Origin of the sequence: Paenibacillus sp. FSL R7-0302, from assembly GCF_038006885.1 — a bacterium.
GTDB lineage: Bacteria > Bacillota > Bacilli > Paenibacillales > Paenibacillaceae > Paenibacillus_AQ.
The window spans coordinates 338855-356581 of sequence record NZ_JBBOWB010000002.1; the positions used below are offsets into that span (position 1 = coordinate 338855).

Consider the following 17727-nt stretch of genomic DNA (forward strand, 5'->3'; position numbering starts at 1 on the left):
AGTGCTGCAGACATAAATATTGTACGTCTTTGCATACAAAGGGAGCGCCGCTGTTATCAGCAACGCTCCCTTTGTTATGTTCAGGTCTTATTGTGAGCTCAGCCTCAGGTCCAGGCCCACAAGAATCCGTCGCGATCCCAGGCGATTCTGCCGCCGTGCAGCTTGCGGAAGGCCTTCTTCACTTCCTTGGATAACGAGGCATTGCCGTTCTCATTTACGAATACAAATTCCTCACCGAAATTTGCTTTCACGTATTCAATCGCAGCGGTCTGGTGTAACGTCCCTGTGAACTTGATCTCCTTCACCATCCACTCCGCCACTTCCTGTGCGGTTACTTCCATTGGGGGTACTGCTCCTTCCTGTTCATCCTGCTTGCTCATTCCCCTATTATACCACGAATCCCGCCAGTCGATTCCGCCATTCCAGCGGCCTTTACCTTTTGGCGAATAAGAAAGCTACGACAGGCTAACCACATAGGTCAGAAACTGATAAATATTATCCTTCAGCACTGTAGCTGTAGCCAGCAGCTTCTTGCCGGAAGGACTCCAGTGGAGAGGATCAGCCAGATGAAAATCATTCAGCACAGGCGTCTGCTCTCCGGTCTCCACCTCCGTAATGAACAGGTCCTGCTGGTCATCCGTCGCACCCGCCGCCGTCACTGCATAAGCCAGCAGCTTGCCGTCCGGCGACCAGCTGGTGCCAAAGATCTGCTGCCCCGCAGCTAGCTTAGATTGCTCATTGCCTTCGCTGTCACAGAGCTGCAGGGTCATCTCTCCGCGTCCGATACGCTCGACAATCGCAAGTAAGCTTCCGTCCGGCGAGGGAACCGCCCAGATCACATTTTTACGCAGCACCTTGGTCTGCTTCGTCACCGTGTCATAGGCGCTAAGCTGGCTGTCTTCACCTGTAACATAGAGAATCCGGCTGCCGGTCTGAACCACCTCATGCACATAAGGGATGCCCGTCTTCACGAGGGTCTCCTGCTTGCCGGTCACATCTGCGCTTAGAATATTGCCTTCCATATCGGGAAAAATCACATGCGTGTCATCCGCCCATTTCCCTTCCTCCACCCGAAACTCCGCATCGCTTACCTTCACCAGGGCACCCCCGGACAGATCCATAATATAACCGAAGCCTGTGATGTCATACAGCTCCTTGAAGAATACATGCGTCTTGTCCGGAGATAGCTGCGGCGCGCCATAATTCAGCTCCCCCGTCTGCAGCGGAGCTTCCTCACCTGTGGACAGGGTATGCAGATAGAGATTCAGCGGATACCGTTCCTGCCCTTCAATCACCTGCGAGGGAAGACTGCGGTTCTCCTTGGTCACTACCATGACATCCTCGCCGGCAAAATCCGTCCCCCGCACACCCTCCACCTTCTGTATGCCCGCAAGCTTCAGCTTCGTATAGACCGGTTCGCTTACATTGTCGAGGACTGTAATTTTGCGGCCTGCCTTCTCTACAACCTCACGTGTGTCTGTGTTCTCAGTACTACAGGCAGTAACCGATAGCAGAACAGCTCCGCAGAGCAGAATGCTCCAGATCTTGCCCCAGGCTCTATGGCTCTTATGATTCATTCAGGCTTCCCTCCAGCTCATCGCTCATGTTGCCTCTTCAGCTTACCGGACGCTTATTTCCAAACCGCATCGCAAATATATCTAACTTGTAAACATTATCCCTTCAGGTCACCAGCGGAAAAGACAGCTCAAATGCTGCCCCTTCGCCTGAGCCTTCCAGCAGAACAATGGTGCCGCCCTGCTTCTCCACCAGATTACGGACCAGCGAGAGTCCAAGCCCTGTGCCGCCTGACGCTCTGGAACGGTCACGGTTGACCGTATAGAACGCTTCGAAGATCTTCTCCCTCGACGCCTCTGGAATACCAATGCCGGAATCCTGCACAGTAATCCATACCCGCTGCTCCCTGACCTCGCTGTGCAGATGGATACTCCCCTGCGGGACATTATATTTGATCGCATTGTCCAGCAGATTGATGAAGATATGCATGAAGCTCTCCCGGTCGATCCAGATATGCGCAGGCTGGGCGTCAAGCGTGACTGTCAGGCCGTAGCGCTCTGCCTTGCCTTTCATCCGTCCGCAGATATCGCTGAGGGTACTCTCAACCTCCAGCAGCTCTGCCTGGGATTCAAAATCATACTTCTCCAGCGCCGTCAATTGCAGCACCTTCTCCACCATCTCGTACAGCCGCTCTGTTTCCTTGGCAATACTCAGCTTGGCATCATGCAGCAGCTTGGGGTCATCGTCATACATATTCAGCAGATCGACATACGCCTTAATCGAGGTCAGCGGCGTCTTGAATTCATGGCTGATGTTCCCGATGTACTGCTTCTGCTGCTGCTCCAGCGCCTGAAGCTTCTCCACGGCCAGCTGGAGCTTGCGCCGTTCTTCATCCTTAGCGGCAATGCTGCGCTCGATCTCCCGGCTCATGAAGTAGATGCCCTCGGCCAGCTCCCCCAGCTCATCCTTGCGCCGCACCGGCGGAGCTGTGATATAGTCGGCACCGCGGATATCCTCCGCCGCCTTCTTCAGCCGCCCGATAGCGGCAGCCGCACGGTTGAAATACAGATACCCGAGGATGAAGCTGAACACCAGTACCGCGCCGCCTGTGGTCAGGAACAGATTCAGCAGCGTCTGCTGGAAGCTTCGGGCACCCTCCAGGGAGTACTGCAGCTGCACCACGCCCATCTGCCCCTCCGGTCCCTGCAGCGGGGCCAGGTAGAACAGCTTGTCGCCTTCACTCTGGTAGGCGACCTTGTTATTCAGCGCATAGTCCAGCGCCGTACTGAGATCCGGCTTGCCCGGCCCAAGCCTCGGCTCGCCTTGCGCCGAGGTGCCCGCCTGCTGGCCCTGGCTGTCGTACAGGGTCACCTCCAGGCCGGTGAATCCGGCCAGCTCGGCAGCCAGCGCCTTGCCGCGCTGCTGCATGAAGACCTGCGGCGTAAGGCGCGCACCGGTATAGTATGTCTGCTTCACGCGCAGATTGACCGTGTTAACATGCTGGGCCAGACTGCGTTCCGTCTGGCCCTGCTCGTTGCGCTCCACACCGCGCAGGACGAAGTAGCTTAGCACGCCGACGGCCAGAATCAGCAGCACCGCCAGGAACAGGCTGAACTTCAGCTTGATGCTGATTCTCATGAGTAGCTCCCCGCAGGCACTGCCTTATAGCCTACACCGTAGACGGTTTGCAGGATATTCTGGTAGGGCTCGCCCAGCTTTTTGCGCAGCCGCTGGATATGAATGTCCACGGTGCGCGTTCCTCCGGCATAGTCCATGTCCCAGACCTGCTCCAGCAGCTCCTCGCGCATATACACCCGCTGCGGGTGTGAGAGCAGCAGATGCAGCAGATCGAATTCCTTCGGGGTCAGCTCCAGCGGCTCTCCGCCAAGCTCGGCGCTGCGCCGGTCCGGATGAACCTGCAAGAGGCCGTATTCGATCAGCTCACTGCGGAGCTCGGCCGTATTCTTCTCCAGCCGGCGCAGCAGCGCCTTCACCCGGGCCAGTAGCTCGCGGATCTCGAAGGGCTTAGTCATATAATCGTCTGCACCCAGCTCCAGACCGACAATTTTATCCACAATATCATTCTTGACAGTGAGCAGAATGATTCCAATATCATCCCGGTCCTCCAGCTTGCGGCAGACATCATAACCGCTCAGCTTCGGCATCATTACATCCAGCACCAGCACATTCGGACGGAAGGTATTCGCCTTGCTTAGCGCTTCCTCCCCGTCACCGGCAGTATCGACCTCATAGCCTTCACGCCGCAGCGCGTAGGCAATCGCACTTACAATGGCCGGTTCGTCATCGACGACCAGTATTTTTTTCATAGACGGTTCATCCTTCCGCTCTCGCTTGTTCGGTTCGGCAATGCCCTTCAAGAATAACGCAGATGAAGAAGCCGGAGCAAGGAACCGGCAGCTGGAAGTAAAGTTTAGGTTATCTTTAAGAAGACTTAAGCTTCATTTCAGTATTGTTGGGTAAACTGTATTTAGCTGAACTTCGCTAGCCGCCGTAAATGATGAACCTTGACCCATATAACCAACCACGAAAAGAGGATTATACACATGAATATAAAACATATGAATATTAAGCGTGTAATGATTGTAGGAACCATGATTGTAGCCATGTCGTTCGGAGGAACGGCTTGGGGTAAGCCGGCCTTACATACCCTACCTGTCGCCAAATGGTCCACCTCTGATGTGGCCGATACCGATGAGCTGCTGGACGCCCTGAACCTGAACTCCACCTCTGACGAAGAGCTATACGACGCCTTGTATGAAGGCAAATCCCTGCGGAACATCGCAGAAGAGAATGGCGGCAACGTGACTCAGGTCATCAACCTCCAGGTCAAGCAGCTGACCCAGCAGCTCGAAGCCAGACTCGCCAGCGGCAGCATCACCCCGCAGCAGTTCAACGCACAGAAGGCTGAGCTCAGGGAGATTGTTGCGCAGAGTGTCGAAACTTCGTTTGGGTGAGTGAAGCATTTGAAATAGCGAATATCCACAAGAGCGGCACCCGGGCTATTGACTCGGGTGCCGCTCTTGTTATGATGAATAGATATTCTTAAAAGAGGAGGACTAGCTATGAATGATGCGCTAATGGAACGTTTGCAGCTTTTTTTAACCAAAGAGGGGAATCAGAGTCTGCTCGGTACACCGGCAACAGAGGAACAAATCGCTGAGGCAGAGAAGCAACTGGGTCTGTCGCTGGATCAGGATTATGTTCAATTCATCCGAAGCTTTGGCGGCGCCTATGCCGGATTATCCGTACACGCCTTCAGCAACGGTTCCTCCATCGGACGGGAGAGTGTGACTGAGTTAACGTTGTCCTTCCGCGAGGATTACAAGGATACCCCTATGAGCGGGCTGCTTGCACGAAGTGCAGTCTTTTCCATGGACGGCTCGGGCAACCCAATCCTGCTTGACCCCGAAGGCCGCGTGCTGCTCATCGACCATGATAACGGGGACTGCGAGGTGATCGCGAAATCATTCGCTGGGCTGATTGAAGAGAATTTTATGGAGTGGTAGCTTCATTCCCTGCACCTAATTCAAATCCAACGAGAATACCTCTTCAAAGCCCGCCTTCCCCTCATCGGTGACTTGTACCGCACGTGTACCAGGCAGACGCCGGACCCAGTCCAGCTCCAAGACTCTCTCCAGCAGGGCATTTCCCAGGGCTCCGGCCAGGTGGTGGCGGCGTTCGCTCCAATCCAGGCATTGATGTGAGAATAGACGGCGTTTCGTTGCAGCTTCGTTCAAATCAACGCCAAAATCGGCAAAAAATCGCTCCCCACGCTCCGTCACCGTGTACCTGTCCTCTTCTTCAAGTAAAATACCGCTGCTTAGCAATGCATCAGTTAGTTGCACCCCCACATTCCCGGCGAGATGGTCATAACATGTTCTGGCATAACGCAACGCCTTGTCCTGCGAGGATTGCCTTAAAGACTTAACTGTCACGGGCGGAGCAATAGACAATAAGGATTCCATCACCCGCGCAACCTCTTGATCTCCAATCGCAAAGTAACGATGTCTCCCTTGTTTCAGAGCGGTAACCACGTTAGCATCGATCATTTTCGCTAAATGAAAGCTTGCCGTTTGAGGCTTGATTCTTGCCATATATGCTAACTCGCTCGCCGAATGGAACCTTCCATCCAGTAAAACAGTTAATATTGCCGCCCGTGAAGCTTCACTCACTAGAGCTGCGATTATAGCAACATTCGGATTTGCCTGCATCCTAACCCTCCTTTATGCATTCCATACTTCGATGAGTGTTGAATTATTTATATTATACACTGAAGTAGAATCTACAATAGGGGAGGAGAAATACAATGGACCATACGAAGCAAATGATGAACACTGAAACGATACAACCCAAGATTTTATATTATGGAACCTCTGTCATCTTACTGAACACCTTGAATGAGGATGATACCGTAAATATCAGTCCTATTTCATCCTCCTGGGCCTTGGGAGACTGTATAGTACTAGGGGTTGGTCTTGGAGGAAAAGCCATCGAGAACCTGGAACGGCTCCCCGAATGCGTCATTAACATCCCCGGTCCATCGCTGTGGGAGAATGTGGAGCAGCTTGCTCCCTATACGGGCAAGAATCCAGTCCCTGATTACAAGCAACAACATGGCTACTCCTATCAAAAGGATAAATATGCTGCCAGCGGACTCACACCCGTGGCGTCCAAAACAGTTAAGCCTTCACGAATTATGGAGTGTCCGTTACAAATTGAAGCAAGCATACAAAATATTCGCATACCCGATCATTCGCCTGCCTTTGCAATCATTGAGGCGCAAGCTGTTCATGTACATGCCCACCAGGATATTATTATCGATGACAATCATATCGATCCTCTGAAATGGAGTCCGCTCATCTACAATTTCCGCCATTATTTTGGTCTGGGTCATCAGCTCGGCAAAACCTACCGGGCAGAAACCTAACCCTTACGGTTGGTGTCCCATGCTCCCATAGAGCAGAACTCGACCTTAAGGCTGGATGTGCCTGTAATATCTTCGAGAATCGGTACAATCAAAGTGGAATAGCGCTGATATAACCATTCTGCAGCAAAACGGCTCGGACTGTAGACGCAGTAAGTCTCCCCCAGTTGCTTCCCCTTCGTGCCCTTGAACCAGGTGTTGAAGCTGGGCGGCGAGATGCGGTCTTGGATACGCTCCAAAGCCTCAGTCCAGACCTCATCCGGCAGCCCGATGGGAGGGCTTATAATTGTCTCAGAAGCTGAACCGCCGCTAACGCTCTCCCCTAACAGAAGCTCCTCCACCGACTTCCCGAAGACCCGTCCAAGCTTCAGCAATACCCCGATATCAGGCAGGCAGTCTCCCTGCTCCCATTTGGAAACCGCCTGATGGCTTACGCCCAATATGCTGGCTAGCTCAGTTTGAGTCAGGGATAGCCCCTTTCTTAAGTTCAATATATTCTGCCCGGCTTTATTATTATCTATCAACGTGAACACACCTCCACTCTACTATCACTCAACACAGCCAATAGTAGCATAGAGATGCTGATATCGAAATCGAGCTTAAGTTGAGTATTCTAAATTTCTTTTGCAACTCTGGGTTGCACAAGGCTATATAGTGATCCTGAATGCTCATTCCATAAAAAAACGGCTGGTCAGGTTCCCTGATCCAGCCGTTTACGGTTACTTCAACTTTACATTATCGATCAGTACTGCCGTGTCATAGATGCTGTCACCTTGATCCCATACATGGAACCGGAGGACAATGGAGCCCTTGCCGGCAAATTGGCTCACATCAAATTGGACATGCTTCCAATTCGTCATGTAGGCCGTATCATCCCCGCCGTAGAAATTAACGTCTACTTTATTCGCATCAATCCAATACTCTGTGGATTCATTAATGGATTCCTTACCGACAATCACAGATTCCTGTCCGTAGACACTGGACGTCACCGTAGGCCCGTCATTCAAGTGTGAGGTCACGAGGGAAGCCGGATTGATGTATACACTGGAGGTTACTGTTGCTCTGAAGGTATCGTTATATTTGGAACCAACGTATTCCTTCGGCTCCTCAGAAATGAAATTGTAATCGAACGACAAGGTTGTGGCTCCGGCCGGGACCATGAAGCTCTGCTCGATATAACTATTTGAATTGTAGTCATATCCTCCCTTATCATTGTTTTCAAACCCAAGGCCAGTACTGATAATCGCCATGTAGTTACCCTCTGTAGGCTTAAGCGGCCCCAGCTTTGAGATGACCCGGACATCTCCGTTTCCATTCCAGCCGGTCCATTTTCCGTTCTCAAAGGTTCCGTTGATGATCCCTTCGGTCTTCGTACCAATGCTGCTTCCTTTCATGACGAATGCTGCCAACCCGTCACTGGCTCCGTGAGCAGCCACTGCTGCCTCAAAAGCTTGTCCGGTTGTCATATTCTCATTATTCAAGCCATTGAATACGGATGGAGCAATGGCCTGATCATAAGCAAGCTTCACATAATCGGTGTAACCATAATAAGTGCTGGCCCCATTGTTGAGGAACGCATCCGACATGGAATCGTTGTATGCGCTGCGGCAGCTGCCATTATATACAATAGTACCGGGAAGCATATCATTGTACCGTGTAATGAAGGAAGGCGTAATCGCATAATAGCCCGATATGATAGCCAGTCTGCCCTTTTTCAGATCCAGCTCATAGGTCTTGTTGTTCTCTGCGGTTGCCTTCTCTCCGGTCAGGAATATGGCCTGCGGCCCCGCATATTTGAAATCAACACCGTATTTATCATGGAATGTCTGGAGCACAATCTCATCATAGTACGTATCCCCATGGGAATCTAAGACCACAACACCATACTGATTAAGTCCTTTGAAGAAGTTAACGCCCGCTGCACTGTCCTTTACTCTCTCCACAAGGAAGGGGTAATTCGACTGCTCGAAGCTTTGATATACAGCGTCATACACCGTCGAAGATGGAAGTGTGCTGGAGAACGGAGAAACCACAACAACCTGTTGGCTTCCTATGGTAGCTACGGTTTGTTCCATATCTTGCGTGAGCGCCGTCAGTGCGTTATTGGGAGCGGCCTCCTCTGCAGTGTTGCTTAATCCTTTTGTATTCTCAGGGGCCGAGGAGATTCCGCCCAGAATCCCGTTGTCCAGCAAATACCAGATGCTTCCTCCCTCACCCGATATTCCTGCATGCACTACTTCGTCCTGGGTTTGAAGCCAAGCCACTGTTTCTTCCTTGGCCTTTTGCAAATTACTGCTAGAAGCAGCCAGTTGATCAAGCTTACTCTGTGTATTATTTTCAATCATTTCTGTTTGTGCAAGCTGTTCATCTGTAAGATGCTTCAGTACAGACAGTTTAAAGACTGCACTGCTAGGCACCTCTCCAACAAAGGCCTGCAGATTTATGTAGCCCTCTGTATTTTCAGTTAATGCTGCTTTGCCGCTATAGAGTCCGTCTGCCGCAAGGCTGTCTCCATGAATTTCTAAACCATCATCGTACAGCAGGGTGATCTGTGACATCACTTTGCCGCTGTCATCTATCTGATAGACACTTGCAGTTACTGTCTCTGCCGCATTAAGCGTTGTACGGAAAATAACTTCAGTGGACTCTTCTGCATAAATAGCATCTGTACTCTCCCCCTTCACTACAATCTGGAGAGCATTGGCCGGTACTGGAGTTGGCTCCACTGGTGCCGGTGTTGCGGGTGCTGGAGTCGGCTCCGCTGGTGCCGGTGTTGCAGGTGCAGGTGTTGCCGATGCTGGCGTTCCTGGACCCGGGGCTGCTGGAGCAGTCACAGATGTATCACGGACAGCTTGTGTCGCTGTGGGAGCCGGAGTAACCACCGGAGTCTTAACATTGTTCGTCTCTTCAGCAAGGAGCTGCTTGGACTTCTCAACATATAGTGCCTTATTCGTCTTGAACTCATATGCGAGACGAGCCAGAGCCTGGCGCTCTGCGCGCTCTTTAGGTTTGAATTTCAGCGTGCCGTCAATGCCCTCTACCCCGTTGATGAACCCGTTGTTGAAGGCCAGGGATACTTGAGCTTTTGCCCATTCAGACACCTCTGACATATCCGACAGCTTACTGCCCAGCGGAAGCTTCTTCGCCGTTTCATCTAATTCAAAGGCCCGGATGAAAAATACAACCAGCTCTTCCCGGGTTACACTCGAATCAGGACTGAACGTGCTCGCCGATGTCCCCTCTGTGATGCCTGCCTTCACCAACGCACCTACATAACCGCGATACCAGCTGGTAACGGCAACATCCTTGAATGGTGCGGCCTGATCACCACTTACTTCCAGTCCAAGGGACAGGACTATAATTTTCGCCAGTTCGGCGCGTGACATAGCCTTATTCGGTTTGAAGGTGTTATCTCCATACCCCGAGATAATTCCTGCTTCAGTTAAGGATTGAATCTCCTTCTGGGCATAAGAGCCTGCGATATCTTTCAATTGCGCGGACTCCCCGAACACCAGATGTGGCGTAAGGCTGCTTATTAGCAGGGCAATTACAATCACCAGACTGAGTTTACGACGTACTGCTTGGAATAACAAAATTTCTTCCCCCTCTTTCTTTATAAAAAAATCAAAAAACCATCGCCCTACAGAGTTCCAAGGATGGAATATCGCTCCATAATTCGACAACTTCTTGATTCTACAATAGGACTATGTAAATTTACTATGTATATTGATACTAGGAAATTGTATAAATTGGAATATTAGAGGAAGAAAATCAAAAAAGACCATCAAGCATAAGCTTGATAGCCTAAATTACGATTAAAGCGGATTGAATAAGCTCCGCTCACCAAGATATCGCCTAACCGCCCCATCGCTCCAGACATGCGCTTCGACGTACCGCTCGGGGCCGTATTTTCCGTCATTGTTCCAATGCTGCGGTAACCCGTACTTGTTAATGATGCTCACAATCTCGGGATAGGTATACAGAGTGTGTCTGTACTCTTTGCCATCGTTAATCAGCGGGCTGAAGGTCGGCATGGAGTCCCCATAGGTAAAAGAAATCGTGTTCACATCAAATTCCTCAACCGGGATCTTAAGGAATGCGCCATTCTCGAACCAAGTGCTTAGCCACGGACTGTGTTCAACTACCATATAATGCGGGGAGGACCGCTGGACAAGACCGCCCTTACGTATAAATTCCGCCCGGATGATGCTCTCGCAGTTCCGCCGATTGTCTATATACTTATCGTTTCTTTGGGCGCTCTGAGCCTTGGGCTTGGTCTGCTTAATCGTCTCCAGCACGGCCCTCGCCTGATCGCCCGGCAAATCGGATAGGCTGACAAACGGACCCACAGATGCATCATAGTAATGATATAAGAACATCGTTCCGCTCCTTTTCTAGAGCACAGACTCCAGCACTTCATCCTCAGCATCAATACTATTCAGGGCCGTACGGTTAATCCAAGACAGCGCCAGTGTTCCCTCGCCCATATGAGCACCTACCACCGGGACAAAGGTCATAATCTCTGTACGCACCGAAGGGGACATGGCCTTAATGGCCCACTCCAGGCTCAGTGCCTCTTCTCTATTGTTGGCGTGCATGATACATACATCCTGGAAGCGGCCGATTTCCTCGTGGATGGTCTCCAGCAGCTTTTGCTTTGTCTTCTTGAAGGTGCGGATTTTATCGGCGACGACAATTTTGCCCTCATCGAACCTCAGAAGCAGATGAATCCGCATCAGCTGGCCGAGGAGGAACTGAGATCCGGAGAGCCGTCCGCTGCGGTGCAGCTGGCTCAGGCTGGCAGGGATGATATAGAAGGACATTTCCTCAATGATATTATCAATTCTGTTCTTGATCTCCTGTGCAGAGCAGCCTGCCTGTTGCCAGTGAATACCGCGCAGAAGCATCTCACGGATCGGGTACGCGCCTACTTTGGAATCGATACCAATTACGTTCACTCCAGCGATATCCGCTGCCTGCATCGAGGTGTTGAAGGTCCCGCTAAGCTCGGAGGAACAGTGGATCGCAATAATCTCGTCATACTCTTCCTTCAGACGCTCGTACAATTCCACGAACTCGCCAATCGGCGGCTGGGAGCTGCCTACCTTGTCATGCTGCCGCATTTTCTCATAGAACTGATCGGCGTTAATATCTATATTTTCTTTATAACATTCATTATTGACGATTAGACGGAGGGGAACGATATACACATGGTTATTCTTGGCGAATTCAGAATCAATGGTGCTGGTGCTGTCAGTTACCCAGGCGATGGATTTCATAGTCACTACTCTCTTTCGTGAGGGATTCACTGCTCAGAAATCGGCAGCTATGGCTGTCTGTATATTCATAAATTATACAGGATGCCAAGCCTGCGTAGCGCATTCCTTGAATAATCCCAGCACTTTTTTTCAACTAAATTCGACATAAATTCACATTATATATGACGAATATACCTGTTTAAGAGCGGACTGATTATGGTATGAGAAGAGTGGAAATTAGAGTCAGCACGAGCATCATACTAATGTTTCTCTAATCCCGGAAGTACTGCGTCACCGTTCCCCTGCCCTCTCCAACCTCTACCTCTGCATAGGCCCCGTTGATCAAAGTAACCTGCGGCGGCAGATGTCCGCAGTCGATGTCGTATGTGACCGGCAGGCCCAGCTCATCGGCCAGCTCCTGGTAGACATCCTCTACGGTGTAGTTATCCATAGGGCGGTTAGCCGCGCTCCGGCCGAACATAAGTCCGCTGCAATGCTCGAACCAGCCCGCCAGCTTCATCTGTACCAGGGAGCGGCGCAGGTCGGTCACGGACAGCTCACAGTTCTCTAAGTACCACAGAATCGGCTCATTATGGATATAGTGCTGCTGGAAATGCCGAACCTCTCCATACGGCGTGCCGATCAAATGACGGATGACGTCAATGCAGCCGCCCAGCAGGCGGCCCTGCATGGTGATAGTCTGGTTACCCACCGTCTTCCAGCTCGTCGCTTCCGTAAGATTGAACACATGGGGCGAAGGCTCTCCGCCTCCCCATTCCAGCTGGTATTGCTGTGAGGATTGCTGAATGACAGAACCGCCGCTTGGTGTGGATAATACCTTGTCCCACATGGCGGTTGTCGGGTCTGTCTCTTCTCCCCGCAGATCAATGAAGTTCGTGCCATGGGCAGTGGCAATCCCGGTCTTCAGAGTGACAGCCAGCAGCAGCACACTGATATCTGAATACCCGAGAATCCATTTACACTTCATCTTGCTGAAATCCACCTGCTCCAGCATCTCAATCAGCAGCTCCCCGCCCCAGGGAGGCACGACGAGTCCGATGGACTCATCGGCCATCATCGCGTTGAATTCAGCGGCACGTACAGCAGCCGGGGCCGATTTGGCCTTCTCCTGTGTCCATGCTGTCGGTCCGCATACTACGCCGTACCCTCTTTTTTGCAGCCGTTCTACAGCCAGCTCAAGCAGCTCACGTAGCTCCTCTCCCACTCCTGATGAGGGTGCAGTTACACCAATTACGGCTTCTGCTTCTAACACGGGATATCTGATCATCTTATGTCTCCTCCAATGCTTAATATGAAAATAGGCGATACCCGAACCTTCAGCAGGTTGAATATCGCCTATATACGTGTATACGTTGCTATTGCTTACAGTTTATCCAGCCCGGTCTATCATTCCAGCGAAGGCTTATTGTCCCGGCTGATATCCAGAATATCCAGGAAAAAGACGAAGATTGGAATCCCGAGAATCAGTCCCCATACCCCGATATAATGCTCAGAGAACAACAGCACTACGAGCGTGTAGAACATCGGCAGGTTCATCTTGGAAGACATCAGCTTCGGGTTGAGGAAGTAGCCCTCTATGACATGTAACAGGGCAATCATCACCAGAATGTTGATCGTCAGCATCAGTCCGCCCGTGTTATAGCCGATAATGCACAGCGGAATCAGCGAAATGACAAAGCCGACGACCGGAATCAGGCTGAGCATGAAGATCATAATGGAGAGGGCGAACAGATACGGGAACGGCTCGAAAAAGAAACCAAGCACCCACAGCCCGACCACGGTAAACAGAGTATTGAACAGCGCAATCAGAATCTGTGCTTCAATGACCTTGCCGAAGGAGGAGATGAATTTTCTGCCGAAATACTCCAGCTCCACATAGAACCACGAGATCTTGCTGTCTCTCAGGCGGGAGGTGAAGCTGACGATCCGGTTCTTCTCCAGAATGAAGACAAGGCTTAGAATCGTGGACAGGACGAAGGTGGTGCCCCAGTTGCTGATTTTGAAGACGTATTCGATCCCCTGGTTCAAATAGCTCTGATAGTTGAGCTCCTTGACCTTTCGGAACAAGTATTGCATAATCTCATTCTGCGGGATATCATCGGCGGTCAGCGTGCCGAGAAAAGTGGTTAACTGCTTGATCTGCGAGAATACCTTGGGCATATATTTGACGAGTGCCATGACGATCATGCTGATCAGCGCCACATACAGTATAATGATGATGACCTTGCTGTTTACCTTCACGAATTTGCCGATCCGCTTGCTCAATAGCACCTGAAAGCTGTTCATCACATAAGCGATCAGGAAGGTCAGCAGCACCAGATTCAGCATATCCCTGATACTGTACAGCAGCAGTCCAATCAATCCCAGAATCAAGAAGCGCCGGACTGTTAAATTGGCGACATAACGCTTGAATACTTCCATTGTTCCCTTGTTCCTCTCCATTCGCTGACAGATAAGATTTTTATTATAGTGTACCGTACTGAAAACAATTATAGCAACTTTGGCATCGCCCAATTCCCGCGAAACCACGAACTTTATGTCGATTTACAGGAAGCTCTATTACTATATGCTATAATGTGGGCAAAACTGGAACATTTATACCTTTGTCAACAGGTCCAAATCAATGAAGTTCAAACTAATGGAGGCGAAAGCTGGTATGAACAAAGTAATCTGTATCACCGGAGCATCCTCCGGCATCGGCCTTGCCACTGCACTGAAGTTCGCCCATGAGGGCTGGACGGTCTACGCCGGAACCCGCCATCTGAAGCGTGAACAGGAGCTGTACAAGAACGTGGAGGGTCTGCAGTTCGTAGAGCTGGAGGTAACACAGCCGGAGAGTATTCAGCAGGTTATTGACCGGATAGAAGCGGAGCAAGGCAAGCTGGATCTATTATTCTGCAATGCCGGATTCGGCTACCTGAGAGCGCTTGGACAGGCGCCGTTCCCTGAGATCGAGGATGTCTTCAATACCAACGTGTACGGGGTCATGCATACGATCCGGGCTGCACTGCCGCTGCTGCAAAAGACTGGCTACGCCCATATTGTGGCGACCTCCAGTGTCGGCGGACTGGTCGGGCAACCGATGAACGAGGTGTACTGCGCCAGCAAATTCGCAGTGGAAGGGCTGCTGGAGAGTCTGGCCACCTATTACAAGCCGCAGTTCAATATCGATATCACCCTGCTGGAGCCAGGAGCGATTGCTACGGAGTTCAATTCAACCGTAATGGGGCATGTCGCCAGCACCGGCGGCGTTCTGGAAGACGAGTACAAGCCGATTCTGGATGCTTATAGAGCGGCCTTCCTGGAGCGCAATGTGGAGCCGCAGAGTGCAGAATCCGTAGCGGATGTGATGTGGGAGCTGGTGCAGCTTGAGACCAAGCCGCTGCGCCTGCGCACCTCGGAGCGGGCCGAAGCCTTCGTGGCCCGCAAGGTCAGCACTGACCCTACCGGACTGGAAGGCGTACTAAGCACGCGCAGAATTCAGTTGAATATGTAAATGTAAACAGCCGCTCCCATTCTTGGAGCGGCTGTTGTGGCTTTCCCTTATCAGATTCTAGCGCTGAATCGGCTCGATCCGGTACGTTCCGGTACTGCCGTCCCCGGCAGGCCCGCCTGTGACCGCCCAGCCGTAAGACAACACATCCTCCAGCCGTTCGCGTTCAGCCTCCGTGAATTCCGCTTCCACCGCTTCCTGCCCCTCCGCAAGCTCCAGCTTCGCTTCAATACCCAGCGCAACCTCTATCCAGCTGCGGATGCCGCGGATGGTATTGTATTTAATCTGGTAGCCTTCCAGAACCGCCCGGCGGAATCCCTCCGGCTGTTCCTCTGCAAGGACAGACAACTGCCCGTAATCGAACTCGTATTTACTCTCATCGGCTGGCAGATCCCCTTCGCTCACTCTGCGCAGCAGCTCTTCATCAGATCCGGACAGCGCGCGAAGCGATTCCAGCAGAAGGGCATCCCATTGTGATAATTTGACCTTGCTAGTCGGTATTGTCATTGTATCTCCTCCTTGATTCACAGATGTGTATCTCCTAAGATTCGTTCACAGCATTAGTCTGCATATTCCCCGGCCACATAATGTCCGGGACTCACTTCCCGCAGTGCAGCGGCTTCCTCTGTCCCGCGCATAGCCGGGTAAGCCTCCAGCTGGATTCTGCGGCTGGCCTTCATCGGGTCTGTCTCCAGAATGGAGGAGAGCAGTGCTCTGGTGTATGGATGGAGCGGATGATCATACAGCTCATCGCTTGGAGCCACCTCCACCAGCCGGCCGCCGTACATCACGCCGATCCGGTCGGCAATATGACGGACCATCGACAGATCATGGGCGATGAACAGATAGGTTAGCCCGAACTCGGCTTGCAGATCCTCCAGCATATTAACGACCTGGGCCTGGACAGAGACATCCAGCGCAGAGATGGGCTCATCGCAGACGACGAACTCGGGCCGGACCGACAGCGCCCGTGCAATGGAGATCCGCTGGCGTTGCCCGCCGCTGAATTCATGGGGGAAGCGGTACAGATGCTCCCGCTTCAGCCCCACCTTCTCCAGCAGCTCCGCCACCGCTTCCTTGCGCTCTTCGCCCGGATAGAGACCGTGAATCCGCATCGGCTCACTGATCAGCTCGAGTACATTCAGGCTTGGATTAAGCGAGGAATACGGGTCCTGGAAAATCGATTGAATCCGCCTGCGGAAGGGCTTCAGCCCTTTCTCACCCAGCTTGCCTAGCGGATGCCCGTCGTAGAACACTTCGCCGTCCGTATAATCGTACAGACGGAGCAGACAGCGCCCGACCGTGGACTTGCCGCTCCCGGATTCACCAACCAGTCCAAAGGTCTCGCCCTGACGAACCTGGAAGCTGACCCCATCCACAGCCTTAAGTACACCCTTATCCCGTCCGCGCAGATCCTTGCCCCCCGGGAAATGCTTCTTCAGATTGTTAACCTCTACAAGCACCTTGCGCTCGCTCAAGTGAAATCCCTCCCCGCTGTAACTGCTGTCTTCTCTTCTGTACCTTCGGTCAGCCAGCACATCGAGCGGTGCCCCGGTGCAAACTCGACTACCGGAGGACGTTCACTGCAGCGGGCGAAGGCATGCGGACAACGGTCCATGAACGGACAGCCGGGCGGGGGATTCAGCAAATCGGGCGGTGTGCCCTCGATCGGAATCAGCCGCTCACGTTCACCGCCGCCGCGCTTCGGTATGGAACGCAGCAAGCCCTGCGTATACGGATGCTGAGGCCGGTAGAAGATATCCTGCACCGTCCCCTCCTCCATAACCAGTCCGCCATACATGACAATGACGCGCGTGCAGACCTGGGCTACTACTCCCAGATCATGGGTAATAAGCGCAACAGCTGTATCTCCCCGTTCCTTCAGCTCTTTGAACAGATCGAGGATCTGCGCCTGGATGGTCGCATCCAGCGCGGTGGTAGGCTCATCAGCAATCAGCAGCTCCGGGCGGCAGGAGAGCGCCATCGCGATCATCACCCGCTGGCGCATCCCTCCGCTGAATTCATGCGGATATTGCTTCAGCCGCTGCTCCGGATCACGGATGCCGACCTGGCGGAGAAGCTCCGCCGCTTCGGTATACGCCGCCGCTTTATCCAGTCCCCGGTGTCTGCGGATAACCTCTGTCAATTGCTGGCCGATTCGCTTGACCGGATTCAGCGAGGTCATCGGGTCCTGGAAGACCATCGCAATCCGGTTGCCCCGCAAGGACCGCCACTGCTTCTCCGTAAGCCCCTTCAGGCTCTTGCCGCGGAACTCCAGCTTCCCGGCAGTCATATGCCCCGGCGGTGTGATCAGTGACATGACCGCCTTGGCTGTAACGCTTTTGCCGCTGCCGGATTCCCCGACAATGCCTACGGTCTCACCCGCATCAATATGGAAGCTAACTCCACGGACGGCCTGATTCTCCCCGTCCCGGGTAGCGAAGGAAACCTGTAAATTCTCAACAGTCAGCAGCCGTTCAGTCATGATGTTAAGC

General features: G+C 52.3%; 18 protein-coding genes. 4 read left to right on the forward strand and 14 right to left on the reverse strand.

Annotated elements, in window-relative coordinates:
- Positions 1–104: 104 nt before the first annotated feature.
- The 4 genes from MKY96_RS27165 to MKY96_RS27180 form a co-directional block, all read right to left on the reverse strand.
- Entirely contained in the window at positions 105–341 is a 237-nt protein-coding gene (locus MKY96_RS27165) for a DUF6953 family protein (RefSeq protein WP_042231904.1), read from the reverse strand.
- 114 nt (positions 342–455) lie between these two features.
- On the reverse strand, positions 456–1577 hold the full coding sequence (locus MKY96_RS27170) for a TolB family protein (RefSeq protein WP_340945262.1): 1122 nt from the start codon (positions 1575–1577) through the stop codon (positions 456–458).
- A gap of 103 nt (positions 1578–1680) precedes the next feature.
- Positions 1681–3153, reverse strand: a complete 1473-nt coding sequence (locus tag MKY96_RS27175; protein WP_340945264.1) for a sensor histidine kinase — start codon at positions 3151–3153, stop codon at positions 1681–1683.
- The gene (locus tag MKY96_RS27180; protein ID WP_340945265.1) at positions 3150–3842 is read right to left on the reverse strand and encodes a response regulator transcription factor; all 693 of its coding nucleotides are present in this window, start codon (positions 3840–3842) and stop codon (positions 3150–3152) included. The genes MKY96_RS27175 and MKY96_RS27180 overlap by 4 nt, the downstream gene beginning before the upstream one ends.
- Before the next feature lie 237 nt (positions 3843–4079).
- On the opposite strand from MKY96_RS27180, the gene MKY96_RS27185 reads away from it, so the two are divergent.
- Both MKY96_RS27185 and MKY96_RS27190 read left to right on the forward strand, forming a co-directional pair.
- A complete protein-coding gene (locus tag MKY96_RS27185; RefSeq protein WP_340945269.1) occupies positions 4080–4490 on the forward strand; it encodes a hypothetical protein in 411 nt (136 codons plus the stop codon).
- A 108-nt stretch (positions 4491–4598) separates the two neighbouring features.
- Entirely contained in the window at positions 4599–5042 is a 444-nt protein-coding gene (locus MKY96_RS27190) for an SMI1/KNR4 family protein (RefSeq protein WP_340945271.1), read from the forward strand.
- Positions 5043–5057: 15 nt separating this feature from the next.
- On the opposite strand, the gene MKY96_RS27195 is transcribed toward MKY96_RS27190, so the two are convergent.
- Positions 5058–5747 (reverse strand): ArsR/SmtB family transcription factor, encoded by a 690-nt coding sequence (locus MKY96_RS27195; RefSeq protein ID WP_340945274.1) that lies wholly within the window; start codon positions 5745–5747, stop codon positions 5058–5060.
- A 95-nt stretch (positions 5748–5842) separates the two neighbouring features.
- Here MKY96_RS27195 and MKY96_RS27200 point away from each other — a divergent pair, with 95 nt between their 5' ends.
- Positions 5843–6463, forward strand: coding sequence for a flavin reductase family protein (locus MKY96_RS27200; RefSeq protein WP_340945276.1), 621 nt, complete (start codon positions 5843–5845; stop codon positions 6461–6463).
- Here the strand turns inward: MKY96_RS27200 and MKY96_RS27205 are convergent.
- The 6 genes from MKY96_RS27205 to MKY96_RS27230 all read right to left on the reverse strand — a co-directional run bounded on the left by MKY96_RS27205 (position 6460) and on the right by MKY96_RS27230 (position 14160).
- Positions 6460–6993: a helix-turn-helix transcriptional regulator gene (locus MKY96_RS27205; RefSeq protein WP_340945280.1), complete on the reverse strand. Its 534-nt coding sequence runs from the start codon at positions 6991–6993 to the stop codon at positions 6460–6462. The two genes, MKY96_RS27200 and MKY96_RS27205, sit on opposite strands and share 4 nt — an antisense overlap.
- A gap of 186 nt (positions 6994–7179) precedes the next feature.
- Complete coding sequence (locus tag MKY96_RS27210; protein WP_340945282.1) at positions 7180–10053, reverse strand: S-layer homology domain-containing protein; 2874 nt, start codon at positions 10051–10053, stop codon at positions 7180–7182.
- Between the two features lie 222 nt (positions 10054–10275).
- Positions 10276–10839 (reverse strand): hypothetical protein, encoded by a 564-nt coding sequence (locus tag MKY96_RS27215; RefSeq protein ID WP_340945284.1) that lies wholly within the window; start codon positions 10837–10839, stop codon positions 10276–10278.
- 15 nt (positions 10840–10854) lie between these two features.
- Positions 10855–11739: a DegV family protein gene (locus MKY96_RS27220; RefSeq protein ID WP_340945287.1), complete on the reverse strand. Its 885-nt coding sequence runs from the start codon at positions 11737–11739 to the stop codon at positions 10855–10857.
- Between the two features lie 250 nt (positions 11740–11989).
- Positions 11990–13006 carry a S66 family peptidase gene (locus MKY96_RS27225; protein WP_340945289.1) on the reverse strand — a complete coding sequence of 339 codons (1017 nt, stop codon included), beginning with the start codon at positions 13004–13006 and terminating at the stop codon, positions 11990–11992.
- A 119-nt stretch (positions 13007–13125) separates the two neighbouring features.
- Entirely contained in the window at positions 13126–14160 is a 1035-nt protein-coding gene (locus MKY96_RS27230) for an AI-2E family transporter (RefSeq protein WP_340945291.1), read from the reverse strand.
- A gap of 235 nt (positions 14161–14395) precedes the next feature.
- On the opposite strand from MKY96_RS27230, the gene MKY96_RS27235 reads away from it, so the two are divergent.
- Positions 14396–15235, forward strand: a complete 840-nt coding sequence (locus tag MKY96_RS27235; RefSeq protein WP_340945294.1) for an SDR family oxidoreductase — start codon at positions 14396–14398, stop codon at positions 15233–15235.
- A 57-nt stretch (positions 15236–15292) separates the two neighbouring features.
- Here the strand turns inward: MKY96_RS27235 and MKY96_RS27240 are convergent, their stop codons facing one another.
- From MKY96_RS27240 to MKY96_RS27250, 3 genes are read right to left on the reverse strand one after another with little or no spacing between them, the layout of a single operon-like run.
- Complete coding sequence (locus MKY96_RS27240) at positions 15293–15739, reverse strand: hypothetical protein (RefSeq protein WP_340945295.1); 447 nt, start codon at positions 15737–15739, stop codon at positions 15293–15295.
- Positions 15740–15792: 53 nt separating this feature from the next.
- Positions 15793–16710 carry an ABC transporter ATP-binding protein gene (locus tag MKY96_RS27245; RefSeq protein ID WP_340945296.1) on the reverse strand — a complete coding sequence of 306 codons (918 nt, stop codon included), beginning with the start codon at positions 16708–16710 and terminating at the stop codon, positions 15793–15795.
- The gene (locus MKY96_RS27250; protein WP_036723621.1) at positions 16707–17717 is read right to left on the reverse strand and encodes an ABC transporter ATP-binding protein; all 1011 of its coding nucleotides are present in this window, start codon (positions 17715–17717) and stop codon (positions 16707–16709) included. The genes MKY96_RS27245 and MKY96_RS27250 overlap by 4 nt, the downstream gene beginning before the upstream one ends.
- Positions 17718–17727: the final 10 nt, after the last annotated feature.